18 protein-coding genes, 4 tRNA genes and 1 pseudogene are annotated in these 17,806 nt (G+C 52.7%); all 23 read right to left on the bottom strand.

The genetic code is table 11. The features are described from left to right. Positions 1-106: 106 nt before the first annotated feature. Complete coding sequence (gene rpoB / locus IPK01_02300) at positions 107-3,388, bottom strand: DNA-directed RNA polymerase subunit beta (protein ID MBK7932332.1); 3,282 nt, start codon at positions 3,386-3,388, stop codon at positions 107-109. Further along, complete coding sequence (locus IPK01_02305; protein MBK7932333.1) at positions 3,310-4,422, bottom strand: hypothetical protein; 1,113 nt, start codon at positions 4,420-4,422, stop codon at positions 3,310-3,312. Before IPK01_02305 ends, rpoB begins: the two co-directional genes overlap by 79 nt. 408 nt (positions 4,423-4,830) lie before the next feature. Beyond that, positions 4,831-5,226 carry a 50S ribosomal protein L7/L12 gene (gene rplL / locus IPK01_02310; protein ID MBK7932334.1) on the bottom strand — a complete coding sequence of 132 codons (396 nt, stop codon included), beginning with the start codon at positions 5,224-5,226 and terminating at the stop codon, positions 4,831-4,833. A gap of 220 nt (positions 5,227-5,446) precedes the next feature. Continuing rightward, entirely contained in the window at positions 5,447-6,241 is a 795-nt protein-coding gene (locus IPK01_02315; GenBank protein ID MBK7932335.1) for a 50S ribosomal protein L10, read from the bottom strand. A 36-nt stretch (positions 6,242-6,277) separates the two neighbouring features. Further along, positions 6,278-6,970: a 50S ribosomal protein L1 gene (locus IPK01_02320; protein MBK7932336.1), complete on the bottom strand. Its 693-nt coding sequence runs from the start codon at positions 6,968-6,970 to the stop codon at positions 6,278-6,280. An 83-nt stretch (positions 6,971-7,053) separates the two neighbouring features. Next, positions 7,054-7,479 (bottom strand): 50S ribosomal protein L11, encoded by a 426-nt coding sequence (gene rplK / locus IPK01_02325; GenBank protein ID MBK7932337.1) that lies wholly within the window; start codon positions 7,477-7,479, stop codon positions 7,054-7,056. Positions 7,480-7,610: 131 nt separating this feature from the next. Further along, complete coding sequence (gene nusG, locus IPK01_02330; protein ID MBK7932338.1) at positions 7,611-8,171, bottom strand: transcription termination/antitermination protein NusG; 561 nt, start codon at positions 8,169-8,171, stop codon at positions 7,611-7,613. Positions 8,172-8,182: 11 nt separating this feature from the next. Next, positions 8,183-8,425 (bottom strand): preprotein translocase subunit SecE, encoded by a 243-nt coding sequence (secE, locus tag IPK01_02335; GenBank protein MBK7932339.1) that lies wholly within the window; start codon positions 8,423-8,425, stop codon positions 8,183-8,185. Between the two features lie 25 nt (positions 8,426-8,450). After that, positions 8,451-8,526, bottom strand: a tRNA-Trp gene (locus IPK01_02340). A 77-nt stretch (positions 8,527-8,603) separates the two neighbouring features. Next, positions 8,604-8,756 carry a 50S ribosomal protein L33 gene (gene rpmG / locus IPK01_02345; GenBank protein ID MBK7932340.1) on the bottom strand — a complete coding sequence of 51 codons (153 nt, stop codon included), beginning with the start codon at positions 8,754-8,756 and terminating at the stop codon, positions 8,604-8,606. A gap of 82 nt (positions 8,757-8,838) precedes the next feature. Further along, positions 8,839-10,026 carry an elongation factor Tu gene (gene tuf / locus IPK01_02350; protein MBK7932341.1) on the bottom strand — a complete coding sequence of 396 codons (1,188 nt, stop codon included), beginning with the start codon at positions 10,024-10,026 and terminating at the stop codon, positions 8,839-8,841. Positions 10,027-10,072: 46 nt separating this feature from the next. Beyond that, positions 10,073-10,147, bottom strand: a tRNA-Thr gene (locus IPK01_02355). A gap of 25 nt (positions 10,148-10,172) precedes the next feature. After that, a tRNA-Gly gene (locus tag IPK01_02360) sits at positions 10,173-10,248 on the bottom strand. 83 nt (positions 10,249-10,331) lie between these two features. Beyond that, a tRNA-Tyr gene (locus IPK01_02365) sits at positions 10,332-10,419 on the bottom strand. 107 nt (positions 10,420-10,526) lie between these two features. Further along, a complete protein-coding gene (gene xerD / locus IPK01_02370) occupies positions 10,527-11,432 on the bottom strand; it encodes a site-specific tyrosine recombinase XerD (protein ID MBK7932342.1) in 906 nt (301 codons plus the stop codon). Positions 11,433-11,534: 102 nt separating this feature from the next. Next, positions 11,535-13,328 (bottom strand): DUF4173 domain-containing protein, encoded by a 1,794-nt coding sequence (locus IPK01_02375; GenBank protein ID MBK7932343.1) that lies wholly within the window; start codon positions 13,326-13,328, stop codon positions 11,535-11,537. Then, positions 13,325-13,570, bottom strand: coding sequence for a hypothetical protein (locus IPK01_02380; GenBank protein MBK7932344.1), 246 nt, complete (start codon positions 13,568-13,570; stop codon positions 13,325-13,327). Before IPK01_02380 ends, IPK01_02375 begins: the two co-directional genes overlap by 4 nt. A 2-nt stretch (positions 13,571-13,572) precedes the next feature. Continuing rightward, a complete protein-coding gene (locus IPK01_02385; GenBank protein ID MBK7932345.1) occupies positions 13,573-13,923 on the bottom strand; it encodes a hypothetical protein in 351 nt (116 codons plus the stop codon). Then, positions 13,920-14,300 (bottom strand): transcriptional regulator, encoded by a 381-nt coding sequence (locus tag IPK01_02390; GenBank protein MBK7932346.1) that lies wholly within the window; start codon positions 14,298-14,300, stop codon positions 13,920-13,922. The genes IPK01_02385 and IPK01_02390 overlap by 4 nt, the downstream gene beginning before the upstream one ends. A gap of 26 nt (positions 14,301-14,326) precedes the next feature. After that, positions 14,327-14,617: pseudogene (locus IPK01_02395) on the bottom strand (hypothetical protein). A 14-nt stretch (positions 14,618-14,631) separates the two neighbouring features. Beyond that, positions 14,632-15,255, bottom strand: coding sequence for a hypothetical protein (locus IPK01_02400; protein MBK7932347.1), 624 nt, complete (start codon positions 15,253-15,255; stop codon positions 14,632-14,634). A 129-nt stretch (positions 15,256-15,384) separates the two neighbouring features. Then, positions 15,385-16,419 carry a cytochrome d ubiquinol oxidase subunit II gene (gene cydB, locus IPK01_02405; protein ID MBK7932348.1) on the bottom strand — a complete coding sequence of 345 codons (1,035 nt, stop codon included), beginning with the start codon at positions 16,417-16,419 and terminating at the stop codon, positions 15,385-15,387. Between the two features lie 10 nt (positions 16,420-16,429). Beyond that, positions 16,430-17,776, bottom strand: coding sequence for a cytochrome ubiquinol oxidase subunit I (locus IPK01_02410; GenBank protein MBK7932349.1), 1,347 nt, complete (start codon positions 17,774-17,776; stop codon positions 16,430-16,432). Positions 17,777-17,806: the final 30 nt, after the last annotated feature.

Consider the following 17,806-nt stretch of genomic DNA (forward strand, 5'->3'; position numbering starts at 1 on the left):
GAAGCTGGTCTGCAGTACTCCTCCAAAGGAAAGCAATCAAAACGGCCGCTCCCCATATCGCAAGTACTCCGATGATTTGAGACCGATTCATAAGCTCCTAATGGGCTCAATCAACGCCAACCAGGGCATCGACACCGGCTACGATCTCTTCCGGATCGATCTCGTCTTCCTGGATCAGTTCAACGTCGAGGCACAAGCTCTGCAGCTCGCGGACGAGAACGTTGAACGATTCGGGAATGCCCGGTTCGAAGTTCGAAACGCCCTTGACGATCGTTTCGTAGATCTTCGAACGTCCGGCGACGTCATCGGATTTGCATGTCAGCAATTCCTGCAGGATGTGAGCCGCACCGTAGGCCTCGAGTGCCCAAACTTCCATTTCGCCGAAACGCTGTCCGCCGAACTGAGCTTTACCGCCCAGCGGCTGCTGCGTAATGAGCGAGTACGGCCCGATCGAGCGTGCGTGGATCTTGTCGTCGACCAGATGTGAGAGCTTGAGCATATAGATGTAGCCAACGCACACCTTCTGTTCGAACTGCTCGCCCGTCATGCCGTCATAGAGCCTGGTCTTGCCCGACGGCCCGACCGATGCCGGAATGCCGAGTTCGTCGTACTTCTGATTGGCCTTAGTGATGTAGCCCTTGATCTCTTCTTCGCTCGCACCGTCAAAAACGGGCGTCGCAAAGTGAAGTCCGAGAATCTTGCCGGCCCAGCCAAGGTGCGCCTCGAGGATCTGTCCGACGTTCATACGCGACGGCACGCCGAGCGGATTTAGCACGATCTCGACCGGAGTTCCATCCGGCAGGTACGGCATATCTTCCTCTGGCAGGATGCGTGCAATAACGCCCTTGTTACCGTGGCGTCCGGCCATTTTGTCACCGACGCTAAGCTTACGCTTCATCGCGACAAAGACCTTGACCATCTTGATCACGCCCGGAGGCAATTCGTCGCCCTGCTTGAGCTTGGTGATCTTTTCGTCGTAGATGTCACGCAGAATGTTGATCTGGCGTTCGGTACGCTGCTGGTATTCCTTGACCTCACCGGCGATATCGATCGATCCGGCCGAAACTTCGGCTTTGCCAAGATGGCGGATATCGATTCCGGTCAATACTTCACGCGTCAGCGTTTCGCCCTTTTTGATCAGCACGTCTTTGCCGTCAACGAGGTCTTTCGTCAGCTTGCGGCCGTCGAAAAGCTCGTAGATGCGCTCGTCACGCTGTTCCTGCAGGATGCGAATTTCGTCGTCGAGATCGCGGTGGAAATCGTCTTCTTCCATTCCCTCGATGTCGAGCGAACGCTCGTCCTTGTCCTGGCCTTTACGTGTAAAGATCTGAACATCGACGACCGTACCATCGATTCCCGGCGGGCAGTTTAGCGAAGCGTCCTTAACGTCGCCGGCCTTTTCGCCGAAGATGGCACGGAGAAGTTTTTCTTCAGCCGTCAACTGCGTTTCGCCCTTCGGCGTTACTTTACCGACCAGAACGCTGCCCGGCTTGACCTGTGCACCGATGCGGATGATGCCCGATTCGTCGAGGTCGCGGAGCATGTTCTCACCGATATTCGGAATATCGCGTGTGATCTCTTCAGGTCCGAGTTTGGTATCGCGGGCCTCGATCTCGAGTTCCTCGATATGAATCGACGTGTAGTAATCGTCCTTGACCAGTTTTTCGGAGACCAAAATGGCATCCTCAAAGTTGTAACCTCGCCAAGGCATAAATGCCACGAGCACGTTTCGGCCGAGAGCGAGTTCGCCGCGGTCGGTACAAGGGCCGTCGGCTATGACCTGGCCTTTCTTGACGCGTTCGCCGACCTGAACGATCGGACGCTGGTTGATACAGGTGTTCTGGTTGGAACGCTTGAACTTGACCAGCGAGTAAATGTCGGCCGTCACCTCACGCGAGATCGTGCCGTCGACCTGATGATCGGCTTTGACGATAATGCGTTCGCTGTCGACAAAATCGACCGTGCCATCACGTTTTGCGATGACGACGGCACCCGAGTCGCGGGCAGCGATCTTTTCCATACCGGTACCTACGAACGGCGACTCAGCACGAAGTAGCGGCACCGACTGACGCTGCATGTTCGAGCCCATGAGAGCACGGTTGGCGTCATCGTTTTCGAGGAACGGAATCAGCGACGCGGCGACCGAAACAAGCTGTTTCGGCGAAACGTCCATGTACTGCGTGTCCATCTTGTCAGCGGTGATAAATTCACCTTTCTGACGCGCGGCATTACGCTCGTTTACAAAATTGCCTTTCTCGTCCAGCTCGATATTTGCCTGGCCGATGATCCATTTGTCCTCTTCCCAAGCGGTGAGGTAGAACGGCCACGGTTCAAACTGTGCGATCTGTCCGCCCTTGAGCTTTTTATTTGCTGCCTCGACGTCCTCGAGCGGTAGCGACGAGATCAGACCGATATTCGGGCCTTCAGGCGTCGCGATCGGGCAGATACGGCCATAGTGCGTCGGGTGAACGTCGCGAACCTCGAATCCCGCACGTTCACGCGAAAGACCACCTGGTCCCAGAGCCGATAGACGGCGTTTGTGCGTAATTTCCGACAGCGGATTAGTTTGATCCATGAACTGCGAAAGCTGTGACGAACCAAAGAACTCGCGGACCGCAGCCGTCACCGGCTTTGCGTTGACCAGGTCACGCGGCATCGTGGTGAACATATCCTGCTGGATCGACATCTTCTCCTTGATCGCGCGTTCCATGCGTTCGAGGCCGATCCGGAACTGATTTTCAAGCAGTTCGCCCACCGCGCGGACGCGGCGGTTGCCGAGGTGATCGATATCGTCCTGACCAAAATGCTCGCTGTCCTTTTTCATCCGCAGCAAGTAATTGACGACCTCGATAAAATCGGTCGGCTTGAGCAGCGGATTGGTGATGTCCTCTTTTTCAGGACGGCCCATCTTGATGTTGAATTTCAAACGGCCGACACGCGACAGATCGAACCGGCGTGCGTCGAAGAACATGCCTTCGAGCAGACGGTAAGCTGTCGGAACCGTCGGAGGATCGCCCGGACGCATCTTGCGGTAAATTTCGAGCAGAGCATCGACCGGTTTCGAAATAGCGTCCTTGCGAAGCGTCGCGGCGATGACGTCGCCGATGACGTCGCGTTTCGGGAAAAACACCTTAAAGCTCTCGACACCTTCTTCGATGATCTGCTGCAATTTGGCAGCGGCGATCTCGGTGTTCGATTCGATGATGACCTCACCGGTTTCTGTGTTGATGACATCCTCGAGTGCGTAGGCGGTCTCAAAATCCGCAGTCGCGACGGCGACCTTTCCGGTGCCCATCGAGCGAAGTTCGCTCAATGCGGACTTGGTGATCTTTTTGCCAACACGTGTGACTTCTTCTTTCTTGTTCTTAATGTCCTCTTCGGCACGCATACCGACGAGGTGCGTTTCGCCCTTTCAGGGACCTTAACGAACAGCTTGCCCTTTTCGACAACCGCTTCGTCTGTCACGTAGAAGAGTTCGAGAATGCTCGAATCGGGGTATTCGGCGTTCTTGACCACCTCTTCGAGGATCTGGTCAGAGACCGTTTTCATATCGATCTGCGGATTCAGCCACAGGCCGAGGGCCCGCAGGAAGATCGTTGCGATGATCTTGCGTTTACCGAGACGTGCGTGAAGGATACCCTTCTGGTCGTATTCAAACTCGACCCACGAACCGCGGTACGGGATGATCTTCGCCAAATAATCGTCGCGGTCACCCTTGAAAAACACGCCCGGCGAACGGTGAAGCTGCGAAACGATGACTCGCTCGGTACCGTTGATAACGAACGTGCCGTTATCGGTCATGAGCGGAATTTCGCCAAAGAAAACGTCTTCTTCTTTAATGTCGCGGATCGTCGAAACGTTGGTCTCGGGATCTTTGTCGTAGACCGTCAGGCGGATCTTCACCTTGAGCGGCACGCTATACGACATTCCGCGTTCCTGACATTCCTGCTGATCGTGTTTGTGCTTAAGGCCGACCGGCTCCCCGCAGTTGTTGCAGAGATTCGGGCGGACGGCATTGAACGTGCCGCAATTCTTACAAAGCACTTCGGCCGGATTAAAAGGATCGACCTTGATCTTGGCCGAGCAGTTCTTACAGTTTGCACGTAAGTGCTCGAGGCCCTCGAGGTTGCCGCATTTGCACTGCCAGTTGCCGATCTGATATTCGACATATTCAAGCGTCGCCGTCTCGCGAAAATCGGAAACCGGAAAGATCGAAGCGAATACCGACTGCAAACCGATATAATCGCGTTCCTCAGGGATCAGGTCCATCTGCAGAAAGCGGTTGTATGATTCGCGTTGGACCTCGATAAGATTCGGGATCTGGGCCGACGTGTAGATCTTAGAAAAATCTACGCGTGTCGGCGACTGGCTTGTGCGTCGTCCGAGGCCGTTGGGGCTGCTTTGTAGAGGATTGTTGATCATATTATTAAAAGCGGGCTATAAAAACTTGTTGATTTTTGCAAAGGTTGCTGTTACGATTCTTCGTAATCTAACGCTCCCCGTAGTAAAAATCTGTCAAGAATAGACGGCAACGGCGGTCGAGGGTAAAGTTCTCCCTGACCGCTTAGCAGCAGCTTTTGCCGTTAGATATTTTGTACGAGCGTGCCTAAAAGGGACACTAACTCTCCACTTGATTGCGATCTTTATCGCGGTAAAAACCACCGAAAGCGTAATAAAACATTGCTTCCGAACCGACCGTGCCTGGTTCCGCGTCTCCGACATCAATAGAGTCCCGCGAACCAAGTAGCATAACAGCCATTTATTGTAAACACAAGTTACGAAAGAGCCGGCGCGTCAAACCGCCGGCTCTCCGTAATAATTGAATGTTTACTATTTCAATTCGACGGTAGCACCGGCTTCGGTGAGCTTGGCCTTGATATCGTCTGCCTCTGACTGCGAAACGCCTTCTTTGATGGCCTTCGGGGCAGCATCGACGAGATCCTTGGCTTCCTTCAAACCGAGGCCTGCAACGACTTCGCGAACAACCTTGATCACTGCGATCTTGTTGCCGCCGGCCGCTGTCAGAACAACGTCAAACGAATCCTTTGCTTCTGCCGCAGGAGCAGCGTCACCGCCGCCTGCACCGGCACCAGCGGCCATCATCATCGGAGCTGCGGCTGCGGCGCTAACGCCGAACACTTCTTCCAATTCCTTGACCAATTCCGACGCTTCGAGAAGCGACATTCCTTTCAAATACTCAACTACATCTGCTTTTGTAACTGCCATGATATTTATCTATCTCCTATTTAGGGTTCTTAAGTTATTGATCGTGAATCTTTTATAATCCACGGTTTTTGCCTTGCCGCTAGAACCCAGGGACGTGTCGAGTAAGGGTTGCATCACCTTTCTTTCCGCGTCCGAAGCCCACTTGACCTGACAAATCAATTGGACTCGCTTTCCTTGAGTACGGCTTTTTCAGATCTCATATGTGAGATCTAAATCCTTGTTATTCCGCCTTTTCTTCAGCCTCTGCTTCGGTCGGCTCCTCTAAAACTTCTTCCTCGACGGTTTCGACTGCGGTTTCCACAGCTGGTGCGGCGTCCGCTTCAACTTCGGCCACACTGTCGCCAGCATCAGGCTCGGATACAGCTTCCGGACTTTCTTCCGGTGCCGCTTCGACCGCCGGTGCGTCTTCTGCTACGGCAATTTCTGCTACCGGTGCAGCTTCTGCCGCTGCCGGTGCTTCGGCCGCCGGTGCTGCTGCAACTGTTGCCGCCTCTGCTGGTTTCGCTTCGCCGATCTGTTTGATCACAACGGCCAGGTCACGCGGCACGGCATTGATGACCGTAACGAGACGCTGTGCACCGCTGTTGAGCACCCACATCAGTTTCGAAATAAGCTCTTCTTTCGAAGGCAAGTTTGCGATCGTCGTCAATTGTGCGAGATCGACCAGTTTGCCATCAACAACGCCCGATTTGAACGTGTAGATGTCGGCATTGTCCTTCATGAACTTCGAAATTGCTTTCGAAAGAACCACAGGATCACCGTCGGTCCACGCGATCGCGGTCACGCCTTTGAGGCTCTCCGTCGTATCTTCGAACTGCGTTCCCTTGACAGCGATACGTGCCAAAGTATTCTTGACGACCTGATACTTCGCACCTGCTTCGCGAAGCTGAGCACGGAATTCCTGATCTTTGGTCACGGTCAGCTTAGTAAAACTGACGACCATCGCGGATTTCGACGTAGACAGCGACTCAGTGAGGGCGGCCAGATCTCTTGCTTTTGTTTCTCTGTTTTTCATTTTTCCTCCAACTCCCTCGCCGGTCTGCAACCTCACTTATGCGTACGCCAATTCGTCGAGCAGAACGCCCGGGCTCATGGTCGCGGCCAAGTTGATCTTTTTCAGGTAACGCCCCTTTGCGGTGGTCGGCTTAGCTTTCATCACAGCATTGATCAGGACCTTTGTATTCTCGGCGAGTTTGTCATCGTCAAACGACACCTTGCCGACCGGCGAGTGAATAACGCCTGTCTTATCGACGCGATATTCGACCTTACCGGCCTTGGTCTCTTCGATGGCAGTTTTCACGTCCATCGTGACCGTTCCTGTTTTTGGATTGGGCATCAGGCCTCGAGGACCGAGGACCTTACCGAGCATACCGACCTTGCCCATCATATCGGGCGTTGCGATCAGTGCGTCGAAGTCGAGCCAACCGCCCTTGATGCGATCGACAATGTCGTCGCCGCCGGCTTCGTCAGCACCTGCTTCTTGAGCTTCGCGGATCTTGTCGCCCTGAGCGATAACAACGATACGTTTTGCCGTGCCGCCAAGGCCGTGGGGCAGAACGATCGTGCCGCGGACAAGCTGATCGGCCTTTCGGGGATCAACACCAAGCCACATTGTCAGTTCGACGGTCTCGTCAAACTTAGCAAATGCGATCTCTTTCAACTTTGCAACCGCTTCTTCAAGCGTGTGCTTCTTGTACGGCTCCACTTTTTCGAGAGCCGCAAGATATTTCTTGCCTCTTTTCATTTTACCTCCAGGTATTAACGAGCAATCTAGTTGCTCTCCCTAATGAGACCTTTGGGACCAATGGGTCCAATAGGACTTGTTTCTTAATCTATGGTCAAGCCCATCGATTTTGCCGTTCCTTCGATCGTCCGCATTGCGGCTGCAAGGTCTGACGTATTCAGATCGACCATTTTCAACTTCGCGATCTCCTCGATCTTAGCTTTCGAGATCGAACCAACTTTTTCGCGATTGGCTTTACCCGAACCTTTAGCGATTCCCGAAGCCTTTCTCAATAGATCGGCAGCAGGCGGAGTTTTCGTTTCGAATGTAAACGAACGATCGCCGTAAACCGTAATCACGACCGGGATTTTCATATCCGGATCGTCGTTCTGCGTTTTGGCGTTGAACGCCTTGCAAAACTCCATGATGTTGACGCCATGCTGACCCAAAGCCGGGCCGATCGGCGGCGCCGGATTGGCCTTACCGGCCGGGATCTGCAACTTAATATAACCTTCTATCTTCTTTGCCATTTTGTGTCGAATCGCAGGCTGCCAGCCTGCGTCTCTCCTTGTCGATTAACGATCCCGATACTTATTGCGGGAATGTCCTCATTCAAACGAATACTTTTCAAATTCTCGCAGCCTGGCAGCCTGCATTCCGGCTATTCTTCTTCTGCGAAAGTGACTTTTTCCACTTCCAGGAAGCTCAACTCGTACGGGGTCGAGCGGCCAAAAATCGTGATCGAGACCTTGAGAGTCGCCTTGTCTTCGTTGACCTCTTCGACTTTGCCGGTAAAGCTGGCAAACGGGCCCGATTTGATCCTGACGACTTCGCCGACCTCGTACGAAAACTTTGGTTTCGGCTTCTCTGTCGTAACCTCGATATTTCGGTCGATCTGATCGACCTCTTCCTGCGAGAGCGGCGTCGGCTGTTTTCCGCCGAGAAAGCCGGTCACTTTCGGTGTGGATTTGATCGCGTGAAAAACGTTGTCGGGTATTTTACCCTTTTCGTCACACTCGATCTCGACCAGAACATATCCCGGATAGAACATACGCTCCGAGACATATTCCTTGTTGCCGCGCATTTCGACGACCTTTTCTTTCGGGAGTTTTACTGAGGTGATCTGCTCAGCGAGTTCCAGATCACGGATCCTCGCCGCAAGGCTTTCAACGACCTTGTTCTCATGCCCCGAATATGTGTGGATAAAATACCACTGCTTCATTTCAAATATCCTTATATACCCGCGAGCTTATTAACAGCCCAAGTCAGCCCTTCTAACAGGTATGTCCAACCATGATCGACGAGAAAGAGGTATGCAGCGAAAAAGAATACCGCGACGATCACAATGATCGTCGTGCCTTTTACATCGTCCGATGATGGAAATGATGTTTTATCCAGCTCGCCGCGAGTCTTTGTGATGAACTCGCCGATGCCTTCTTTATGTTTCCCCTCTATCGGGGCTGCTGCTTCTGACACTACTTTCTCTCCTAATAAGATCCAATGGCAGGGGTACCAGGACTCGAACCCGGACCTAAGGTTTTGGAGACCTCCATGCTAACCATTGACACCATACCCCTATTTTCAATGAAGAATTCGACTTTCTGAATGGCAAACTTGGTTTCAAATTCATCATTCATCATTCGATATTCGGCATTTACTTATTCTCTCTGTGCACGCGATGGCAGCGGCAGCGACGGCAAAACTTTTTAAGCTCAAGCCGATTAGGCGTGTTCTTTTTGTTCTTCGTCGTCACGTAATTGCGCTCTTTGCACTCAGTGCACTGCAAAATAATGTTATCTCTTGGCATAAATCCTCTACAACTGTTCGTCGTTCGTCGTTGGTTGATCGTGGCCGTTCTTAACAACGAACCACGAACAACTAACTAATTCTTATTCCACCACTTCCGAAACCGTTCCGGCTCCGACCGTTCTGCCGCCTTCGCGGATAGCGAAGCGGAGGCCTTTTTCCATGGCGATGGGGGCGATCAGTTCGATCTCCATCTGGATGTTGTCGCCGGGCATCACCATCTCGACTCCTGCCGGAAGGTGTGCAACGCCCGTCACGTCCGTTGTTCTGAAGTAGAACTGCGGGCGGTATCCCGTAAAGAACGGGGTGTGGCGTCCGCCTTCTTCTTTGGTGAGGACATATGCCTCAGCCTTGAACTTAGTGTGCGGTGTGATCGAGCCCGGTTTGGCGATGACCTGTCCGCGTTCAATTTCCTTTCTTTCAACTCCGCGGAGCAGCAGTCCGACGTTGTCGCCTGCCATTCCCGAATCAAGAAGCTTCTTGAACATTTCGACGCCGGTGACGACCGAGTTTCTCGTGTCTTTGATACCGACGATCTCGACAGGTTCGTTGACGTTGATCACTCCACGCTCGATTCGTCCCGTCGCAACTGTTCCGCGGCCCTGGATGGTGAAGATATCTTCGACCGGCATCAGGAACGGCTTGTCCGTCTCACGTGCAGGCGTCGGGATGAAATCATCCACCGTCTGCATCAGCTCGTCGATCTTCGATTCCCATGCCGGGTCGCCTTCGAGAGCTTTCAGTGCCGACCCTTGCGTGATCGGTGTATCGTCGCCGGGGAATTCGTACGAACTGAGAAGTTCACGGATCTCCATATCGACGAGTTCGAGCAATTCAGGATCGTCAACCGCGTCGACCTTATTCATGAACACGACCATCGAAGGCACACCGACCTGACGTGCAAGCAGGATGTGCTCGCGGGTCTGAGGCATCGGGCCGTCCGTCGCTGCAACGACCAGGATCGCTCCGTCCATCTGTGCCGCACCAGTGATCATGTTCTTGACATAGTCAGCGTGGCCCGGGCAGTCGACGTGGGCGTAGTGGCGGTTTGCCGTCTCATACTCAACGTGAGCCGTCGCAATTGTGATACCGCGTGCCTTCTCTTCAGGCGCGTTGTCGATCGAATCGAATGCACGTACTACCATCTTGGCGTTGTGCTTCGACATCACTTTCGTGATCGCTGCCGTCAATGTCGTCTTGCCGTGATCCACGTGCCCAATTGTCCCAATATTCACGTGCGGCTTACTGCGGTCGAATTTCTCTTTGCTCATCTCTTTTCTTTCCCTCTAAAAAATATTTAGCTAAATCAATAAAATCTGGAGCCCAAGGCGGGATTTGAACCCGCGACCTCATCCTTACCAAGGATGCGCTCTACCCCTGAGCTATTTGGGCAGATTCTCGCCTGACAAAAAACTGTTGGAGCGGGAGACGAGATTCGAACTCGCGACATTCAGCTTGGAAGGCTGACGCTCTACCAACTGAGCTACTCCCGCAAATCAATGATGAATGACGAATGCAGAATTATGAATATCGCAGTTATTCGACATTCCTGATTCGAAATTCATAATTGTCAAAATGGTGCATGGGGTAGGATTTGAACCTACGTAGGAAATTAATCCGACGGGTTTACAGCCCGTTGCCTTTGACCGCTCGACCACCCATGCGTGATCTCTTTTATTTGCTCCTACTGACTTTTAGAGTCAAATAGCAAATTTCCAATACTAACTAAAAAGTCTATCGGTTGCAAGCGCGTAAACGCTTGTTTTTGGCGCTATTTAGCGCGCGAACGCGGGTGGAAGCGTTCGTAGTTTTTCTTTAGGTGGGCGCTTGTGATGTGCGTGTAGATCTGTGTGGTCGAAATATCCGTGTGGCCGAGCATCTGCTGGACCGAGCGGATGTCGGCGTTGTTTTGGATGAGATGCGTCGCAAATGAATGTCTCAAGGTGTGCGGCGACACGCCGGTTAGCCCGCATTTTTCGGCATATTGAGTGACCGAATTATAGATCGCCTGCCGGTCGATGGGCGAGCCGGCGGCGTTTACGAACATATTGTCGATCTCGATATTTTCCTTCTTTCGCCGCAGAGCGAGGTAGCTGCGGATCCATTCGATCGCACTCGAACCGACCGGAACACGCCGCGTTTTCGAGCCTTTTCCGGTAGTAGTGAGAATACCACCGTCGAGATCGATGTCATTTATCCGTAAATTTGCCGCCTCCGAAACGCGCAGTCCGGAAGCGTACATCAGTTCCAAAATCGCACGATCGCGGAGCCCGATCTCTGTCGAAGTGTCGGGCACGGCAAGCAGCGTTTCGATCTCACTACAATTCAAGAATCTCGGCAGATAAACGCCTTTTTGCGGTGCGACGAGGTCCTCGGCGGGATTGTGTTTGATATGGCCATCGAACATGAGGAACTTGTAAAACCCACGAACCGCACTTATCAGACGGCGTTTTGAGTTCTCAGACAATTTCTCCGCTGACAGATCGATCAGCCACTCACGCAGGTCGGTCCGTTTTATATCCAATAGGCCGCAGCCATTTTTCTTTGCCCAATCGCCCAAACGCGAAAGGTCGTGTGCATAACTCTCGATCGAGTTCGCCGAAAGCCCTTTCTCGACGCGGCAGTACGACAAATACTCGCGAATCAGGTCACGTTTTGGGCGTAGATCTTCGGTCATTAGCAATTTGTGTTCGGAATAGAATAAGATGCGTACCAGATAGATCGGGTGGCGCGTCTTAAGACTACGCAAATCAATGACCCAAATGCAAGAAAAATATGATCATTGCCGCGGATATGCGAATCGTGTTCCGATGCACTCACCAAAATGCATCAACGCGCCCTCTCTGAGCAAAAGGGCTGAATATGCATTGCGGCGGGCAATGCTCCAACTTCGCAGATCGGCCTTTTCATTTAGGCTGCAATAGCGTTGGCCAATATTTATGAGAACATATTTCTTGTCCTCAGAGTTGAGTTCATCAAACGAATCGATAAGCACCGGCAGAGCATCATTGCTGAGCCTTGAATTGTAGGTCGCGTCGAATTCGCGTCCCTGCTGCATTAGAGCGATGTTCGTTTTTACGATAAACGCATCCGGGTTTAGAATATGCGTCGCCCCGAGGATCAGGAAAGCCGACCAAAGTGCTCCCCAGGCGAAATGCTGACGGGCGCCGCGAAGAACCGTGATCGAGAACCAGACAAAAACCAAAGCAAGCCACAACATAAAGATCATCGGATAGAGCCTTATAGTTGTTAAGCCGTAACCGAGGTTGCCGGTCAGCAGCACGAGCCGCTGGCCCGCGGACGCCATGATTACAAACAAAAGGCCGATCTGAATACCGGCGAATACACGGAAAAGCGTCGTCGCCAGCGGGCTGTCTTTTCTGATCAGCCAGTGCGAAGCGAGCAATATCGGCAGCACGAGAGCTGAAACGGCTACGAGTTCGCCAAATCCGCGGCGTGCGTAGTCGGCGAGTTTGAAATCAGGCGTATTTTGGACGAGGTCCATTCCGCCGAAAAGGTACGGTACCTGGACGATGACGAAGCTGAGGAATAGCAGATTTGTAAGTCCTAGAATGACACCGATCTCGACCGAGCCGAGGGTGAATGCCGTCGGCATGACCGTATTGTCGAATTTTTGCCAGTCCCATTTCTCTTTGGGCTCGTTCTCGTTTTTCGGCCCTTCAGCCGAAGCGTCGGAAGAAGACACACTCCCTGCGGCCCGCGTTTCCGCCTTTGGATTTGGTGGATCGGACAGGTTGATGTGTTCGAGGATCGAGAGATTATTTGGCAGAACCGGAGAACTTTCGGCCGCATCGGTTCGGAGATCTTCGACCTTTGATCGAATTGGACCAGCGACGGACACCCGCCCTTCTGCCTCCGTAGGCGTGACTCGAAGTGGTATCGCAACCGCCCAGTCGATCATCACGCCGCGGAGATAACCTGCCGAGAACCATGCGAAGATTGACGTGAGCAGCAGATGCGTGAATAGCACTGCCGGTTCGATATTAAAAACCCGCTGTACCCAGCTCTCATAAACCGCATCGGCCGCAACAAATAGCGCTCCGAATATCAGCAATATAGGCGTTGCTATCGCCAGTCCGCGAAAGACCGAGAAAGCGTGCTTCGACCAACCTGTGCGTTCGATGGAAACCCATTCTATATCGTTGAACACAAGGGCGAACGGTGCGAAAAATGCACTGAATATCGACCATAGGAACGCCACGGCGTATTGAAAGACACCGGCGAGCCGCGTTGTCGTCCTCATTTTCGGCACGAATAGTACCGATAATATCGCGATGATCGCAACCGAATCGGCAACCCTGAGCTCGACCGAATCGCGCAGGACGAACATAGCCGAGAAAAATACTTGGGCCCCAAAAAGAGCATACGTTTGAGCCGTCAGATACTCAGGCTTGTGCCGCCTGAGCAGCCCGATCATCCCCGCCGCAAATGCGGCGTTGAACAAGAGTACATTGAGTCCCCACGGTGCCACCCTCAGCAAAAGATTGCCCAAAATACCGATAACGACTGCCACCTGCAGGATCTGAAGGCCTGCCTTCGTTCGTGCATTCATTTTTTTATAAAACCTCGCTTTATGAAAAACCAACTCATGAAACCAAAAATAATTGCGGCAAGGGGAAATGCGATCGCCCCGATCAGCATCCCGGTCGAACGGTAGTCGGCCGCGTTCTCCAACGTCAGATTGAGCCAGATCAGCCGAATTGTGTAATAAGCAAAGAAAAGTGCCGGTAGGGCGAAAGCAGCTCCGCAGAATATGAACAGGATCTTGGTGATGATCGGAGTCTCGCGGTCCATTTCTATTTGACGCCGGCCGGGCGGCTTTGTTCCCAAACTCTTGACCGAACGCTAACGTGTGAGCTTGCTCGCCTATCGCGTTTTCGCATCAACGTTTCAAAGCCGATCGTCGCCAGCAGGAAGAATGGAAATCCAACAAACCATAAGAAAACAAAGGCCATCAGGGGAATCGCAGTCGAGTCGGTATCGGCGGCGAATGCCCCCATTTTCAAGTTTTGCCAAAGCCAAAATCCGTAAATCACCGGAGCGTACCAATAGGCAATAAATGCAAGCATGTAGAGGCTAAGTCGATTTCTCGATCGTCTGGACCGTTTTGTGTAGCTCAGGTCGTTTCGGGTTATCACTCGGCTCATACTTTTTTCATAGCCTTGATCAGGGACTCCATGTGATTTAGATATCGTTCCAGCGCCGCCCGGCCGTGTTTGGTGATCTTGTATTCGGTCAACGGCATGCGGCCTTTGAATGATTTTTCGCAGGTTACGTAACCGGCGTCTTCGAGTTTGCGGGCGTGGACACTGATGTTGCCATCGGTCGTGTTGAGCAGCGTTTTGAGCTCGGTAAAGCTGAGCTTTTCGTTTGCCGCAAGCGCGCTCGTGATGCCGAGCCGCATGCGCTCGTGGATGACCTTGTCGAGATCGCCCGAGACATTTTCGGCCGCCGCTTCGACGCGAAGCCGATTCTTCCCGTTATCGTCGGCCTCCTGCCTTATTGCTAGATTGTTTTTAGACATATTTCCACCGGGCTGTTCTTCCTGTCCTAACCTCCCGCAAATCTCGTCCCGATCAGTCCGACGGCGAGTTCCGCCCAGACGATGAAAAGGACCAGTCAAATGGCCGCACAGATCGCCAATCGGTACTGAAGCTTTTTGACGAGACGCAGCACTAGCTCGATTGCGAGCCCCGTTCCCAGCAGCAAGACGCCAGCGATTACAAAATCAAATGCCGACCATTTCACTTCGGCCGTTAAATTCATTGCTGTGAACGGTATAAGCAATAGCAACCCTACTCCCCACACAATTCCTATGAGTCTCTTATTCTGAAATGTCATATATGTTTCCATTTCTAACCTCCGTACCGCCGTGCGATGATCGCTCCGAAGATTATGTGCAGCCCACCGAAACTTGCGCCCATCATCAGGTTTCCGTAATTCGAAGGCAGAGCAAACGCGACCGCTCCCAACACGATAAAGCACCAGCCCATTACGGGAACAACCTTTACCGAAAACGCTCCGCCACAGACCACGGCGGCCCCGTAGCATAGCATGCAGATCGCCGGCATCGCGTAATAATTTTCGTATTTCCAAACACCGAGAACGATCGCGACGCCGACGATCAGCGGCGGGGCAAAGCTCATCGCAAACTTCTTTGACGGAGCCGACAGCAGCGATGTCCCCGCGATCTTCGATTTTTGCCACATCGCCAAAAGTCCTATGGCGAATGCGAGAGCGGCCTCGATGAGCCAGACAAGGAGCGAATCACGCAGATACATCTGACTGTTTGCAATAAACGCCGCCGCGACCGCGGTCGCACCCATCAGCATTCCGCCATAGCCCGGCACGGCCGTGAAATGCGTCGAACGCTCCATCGTCTCGCGGATAAACTGCAAATTGTCGATCGCTCGATCGCCGATAGTTACCGGGCCGTTCGTCTCGGTTTCACTCTTTCGCGCAGCACTCAGTTTCGCCATAGTAGATGTAAATTACATCAAGTAATTCTTGATGTCAAGTACTTTGTATTGCAAAGTACTAATTATTTGGGCGCAAAAATGGGGCAGCCGCAGGGCCGCCCCGAAAAGGAGGATGAACGCAAACAAAAACTAATGGTGATCCTCGACCGCGACCTTTCCTTTGAATGTACGGAAGAGGAATGTGAAATATCCGAGTGCAATGATGATCCCGATCGGCCACCAGATGAGGCCGACGCCGAGGCCGTAGGCACCTGCTTTCGCGTTGTGAACGGTCAGGCTGTATTGAGGATCGAGAGCCGGCAGGACGTTAGGATAGAGCCCGTAGACGGCGCCGCCGAGCATCATTGCCAGATAAACAGACGATGCGATGAATGCAGCCTTATCGCTTCCCTTGGCGTTGAAATATTTGATCGCGATAAGCGAAGCGATAACAGCTGCGGGTATCAGCCAACCGATAGGCAGATAATAGTAATTATCAATCAGAGTCGGCCTCACACTCATAACGGCGGCGAGGCTCAACACTGTAACGATGACCAACGCGAACCACGCGATGCTGACGACCTGGCGCGAACGTGTATTCATTTCGCCCTCGGTTTTGATCGCCAAGTAGCTTGCACCGTGAATTGCAAGTGCGACAAACGCCACCACGCCCGAGAGGACGGTGAACCAATCGAGAATTCCCGTCGCTCCCGTGGTCGTCCAGTCGGTAAAAAGCGGCTCAAAAAAGTAGCCGGTCGCATCCAATGGAACTCCGCGGATGACGTTGCCGAGAGCAGCGCCGAAAAAGATCGCAAGCAATATGCTCGAAAGTGAGAATACGAAATCCCAAAACTTGACCCACAACGGATTGTCGAGCTGATGCCGAAGCTCGATGCCGGCCGCTCTCATTATCAGCAGCCACAGCACCATGATCAGCGGCAGATAAAACCCGCTGAAACCTGCAGCATAAAGGGCGGGAAACGCGAAATACAATGTACCTCCGGTGGCGAGCAGCCAAACCTCGTTGCCGTCCCAAACGGGGCCGATGGCGCTGATCGTGGCGGCACGTTCGCCGCTCGTACGGCCGACGTAATGGTGGACGATCCCTGCTCCGATATCGAAACCGTCGAGGATGACATAACAGACCAACATAAACGCAACTATCATGAACCAAACTGTTTCCATATCGTCCTCCTTAAACGGTCTCCGCTGTTATCTCAGCTCCCAATTCATCGGCTCCGTGCTCGATCCTACGAAGCATCAAGAAGATGTAGAGCAGCGACAATATCGTATACATACCCGCAAAGCCGAGCAGCGTAAACAGCACATTGCCGCCCGAGACCATCGGCGAATGACCGTGTTCGGTGCGGAAAAGCCCGTAGACCAGCCACGGCTGCCGGCCAAGTTCGGCGACGGCCCAGCCGACCGTATTTGCAATGAAAGGGAACGGAAAGCTGAGCATCAATATCCAAAGCAGCCAATTTGCGTCAAAGAGCCATCCACGCCACAGCCATATTGCCGCGATCACCATGATCGCAATAAATATCGTCCCCAATCCGACCATTATGTGAAAGCTGTAATATAGCAGCGGAATATTAGTCGGGTGGTCTTCTTTCGGGAATTCGTTAAGCCCGCGGACCTTGGCGTTCCAACGCTGGTAGGTGATAAAGCTAAGCATGTTCGGAATATGGATGGCATTATCGAGTCGTTGTTTCTCCATATCGGGTTGACCGATGAGGGCGATCGGGGCACCTTCTTGGGTTTCGAACAGACCTTCCATCGCGGCAAGCGTCGCAGGTTGGTGTTCGGCGACCATTTTGCCCTGCAGATCACCGGATGGGAACAGCATCCAGATGCTGCTGATACAGCCGGCGATGACGCCGACCTTCATGAACATCCGTCCGTATTCGACCTTTTTCTTAGAAAGAACATAAAACGCACCGAGAGCCGAAACGGCAAAAGATCCGACAACGACGGCACCGCCCATATTGTGCATGTACTGATAGACGGCCCACGGATTAAGCACGAGTGCCCAAAAGCTTGTTAGCTGGACCGACCCGTCCGGCATCATTTCGTAACCGACGGGATGCTGCATCCACGCGTTTGTCGCGATAATGAACCAGCCCGAAAGCCAAGTGCCGGCAAACAACAAAAATGCGGTGAGCCAATGAAGTTTTTGGCCTAGCCGTTTCTCGCCAAAGAGAAATAGGCCGATAAATGCTGATTCGAGAAAGAAGGCAAACGTGCCCTCCATCGCGAGGGTCTGGCCGATCACGCCGCCCGCGTATTTTGAAAAAGCTGCCCAGTTCGTTCCGAACTGAAACTCCATCGGAATTCCGGTCACTACGCCGAAGAGGAATGTGATGCCAAATATCTTGCCCCAGAAACGTGCGATCTCGTTCCAACGCTCGTCCTTTTTCAAAATCGCAAGCGACTTAAAAATGACGATCAATGGGGCAAGGCCCATCGTTAGCATCGGGAACAAATAGTGATAAGTAATAGTAAATGCAAATTGTATTCGAGCGAGCGTATTAGATTCCATCGATCCTCCTTGAGGTGGAAAACATTGTAT

This window comes from Acidobacteriota bacterium (assembly GCA_016713675.1).
In the GTDB taxonomy this organism is placed as follows: domain Bacteria; phylum Acidobacteriota; class Blastocatellia; order Pyrinomonadales; family Pyrinomonadaceae; genus OLB17.

What these genes read in the sequence shown, in the direction of transcription:
- rplK (MBK7932337.1), bottom strand. Translation starts at nt 7,479, where the DNA reads ATGGCAAAGAAGATAGAAGGTTATATTAAGTTGCAGATCCCGGCCGGT.
- IPK01_02385 (MBK7932345.1), bottom strand. Translation starts at nt 13,923, where the DNA reads ATGAGCCGAGTGATAACCCGAAACGACCTGAGCTACACAAAACGGTCC.
- rpoB (MBK7932332.1), bottom strand. Translation starts at nt 3,388, where the DNA reads ATGCGTGCCGAAGAGGACATTAAGAACAAGAAAGAAGAAGTCACACGT.
- IPK01_02380 (MBK7932344.1), bottom strand. Translation starts at nt 13,570, where the DNA reads ATGGACCGCGAGACTCCGATCATCACCAAGATCCTGTTCATATTCTGC.
- IPK01_02410 (MBK7932349.1), bottom strand. Translation starts at nt 17,776, where the DNA reads ATGGAATCTAATACGCTCGCTCGAATACAATTTGCATTTACTATTACT.
- xerD (MBK7932342.1), bottom strand. Translation starts at nt 11,432, where the DNA reads ATGACCGAAGATCTACGCCCAAAACGTGACCTGATTCGCGAGTATTTG.
- IPK01_02400 (MBK7932347.1), bottom strand. Translation starts at nt 15,255, where the DNA reads ATGGCGAAACTGAGTGCTGCGCGAAAGAGTGAAACCGAGACGAACGGC.
- rplL (MBK7932334.1), bottom strand. Translation starts at nt 5,226, where the DNA reads ATGGCAGTTACAAAAGCAGATGTAGTTGAGTATTTGAAAGGAATGTCG.
- nusG (MBK7932338.1), bottom strand. Translation starts at nt 8,171, where the DNA reads ATGAAGCAGTGGTATTTTATCCACACATATTCGGGGCATGAGAACAAG.
- IPK01_02320 (MBK7932336.1), bottom strand. Translation starts at nt 6,970, where the DNA reads ATGAAAAGAGGCAAGAAATATCTTGCGGCTCTCGAAAAAGTGGAGCCG.
- IPK01_02315 (MBK7932335.1), bottom strand. Translation starts at nt 6,241, where the DNA reads ATGAAAAACAGAGAAACAAAAGCAAGAGATCTGGCCGCCCTCACTGAG.
- IPK01_02390 (MBK7932346.1), bottom strand. Translation starts at nt 14,300, where the DNA reads ATGTCTAAAAACAATCTAGCAATAAGGCAGGAGGCCGACGATAACGGG.
- rpmG (MBK7932340.1), bottom strand. Translation starts at nt 8,756, where the DNA reads ATGCCAAGAGATAACATTATTTTGCAGTGCACTGAGTGCAAAGAGCGC.
- tuf (MBK7932341.1), bottom strand. Translation starts at nt 10,026, where the DNA reads ATGAGCAAAGAGAAATTCGACCGCAGTAAGCCGCACGTGAATATTGGG.
- IPK01_02305 (MBK7932333.1), bottom strand. Translation starts at nt 4,422, where the DNA reads ATGATCAACAATCCTCTACAAAGCAGCCCCAACGGCCTCGGACGACGC.
- IPK01_02375 (MBK7932343.1), bottom strand. Translation starts at nt 13,328, where the DNA reads ATGAATGCACGAACGAAGGCAGGCCTTCAGATCCTGCAGGTGGCAGTC.
- cydB (MBK7932348.1), bottom strand. Translation starts at nt 16,419, where the DNA reads ATGGAAACAGTTTGGTTCATGATAGTTGCGTTTATGTTGGTCTGTTAT.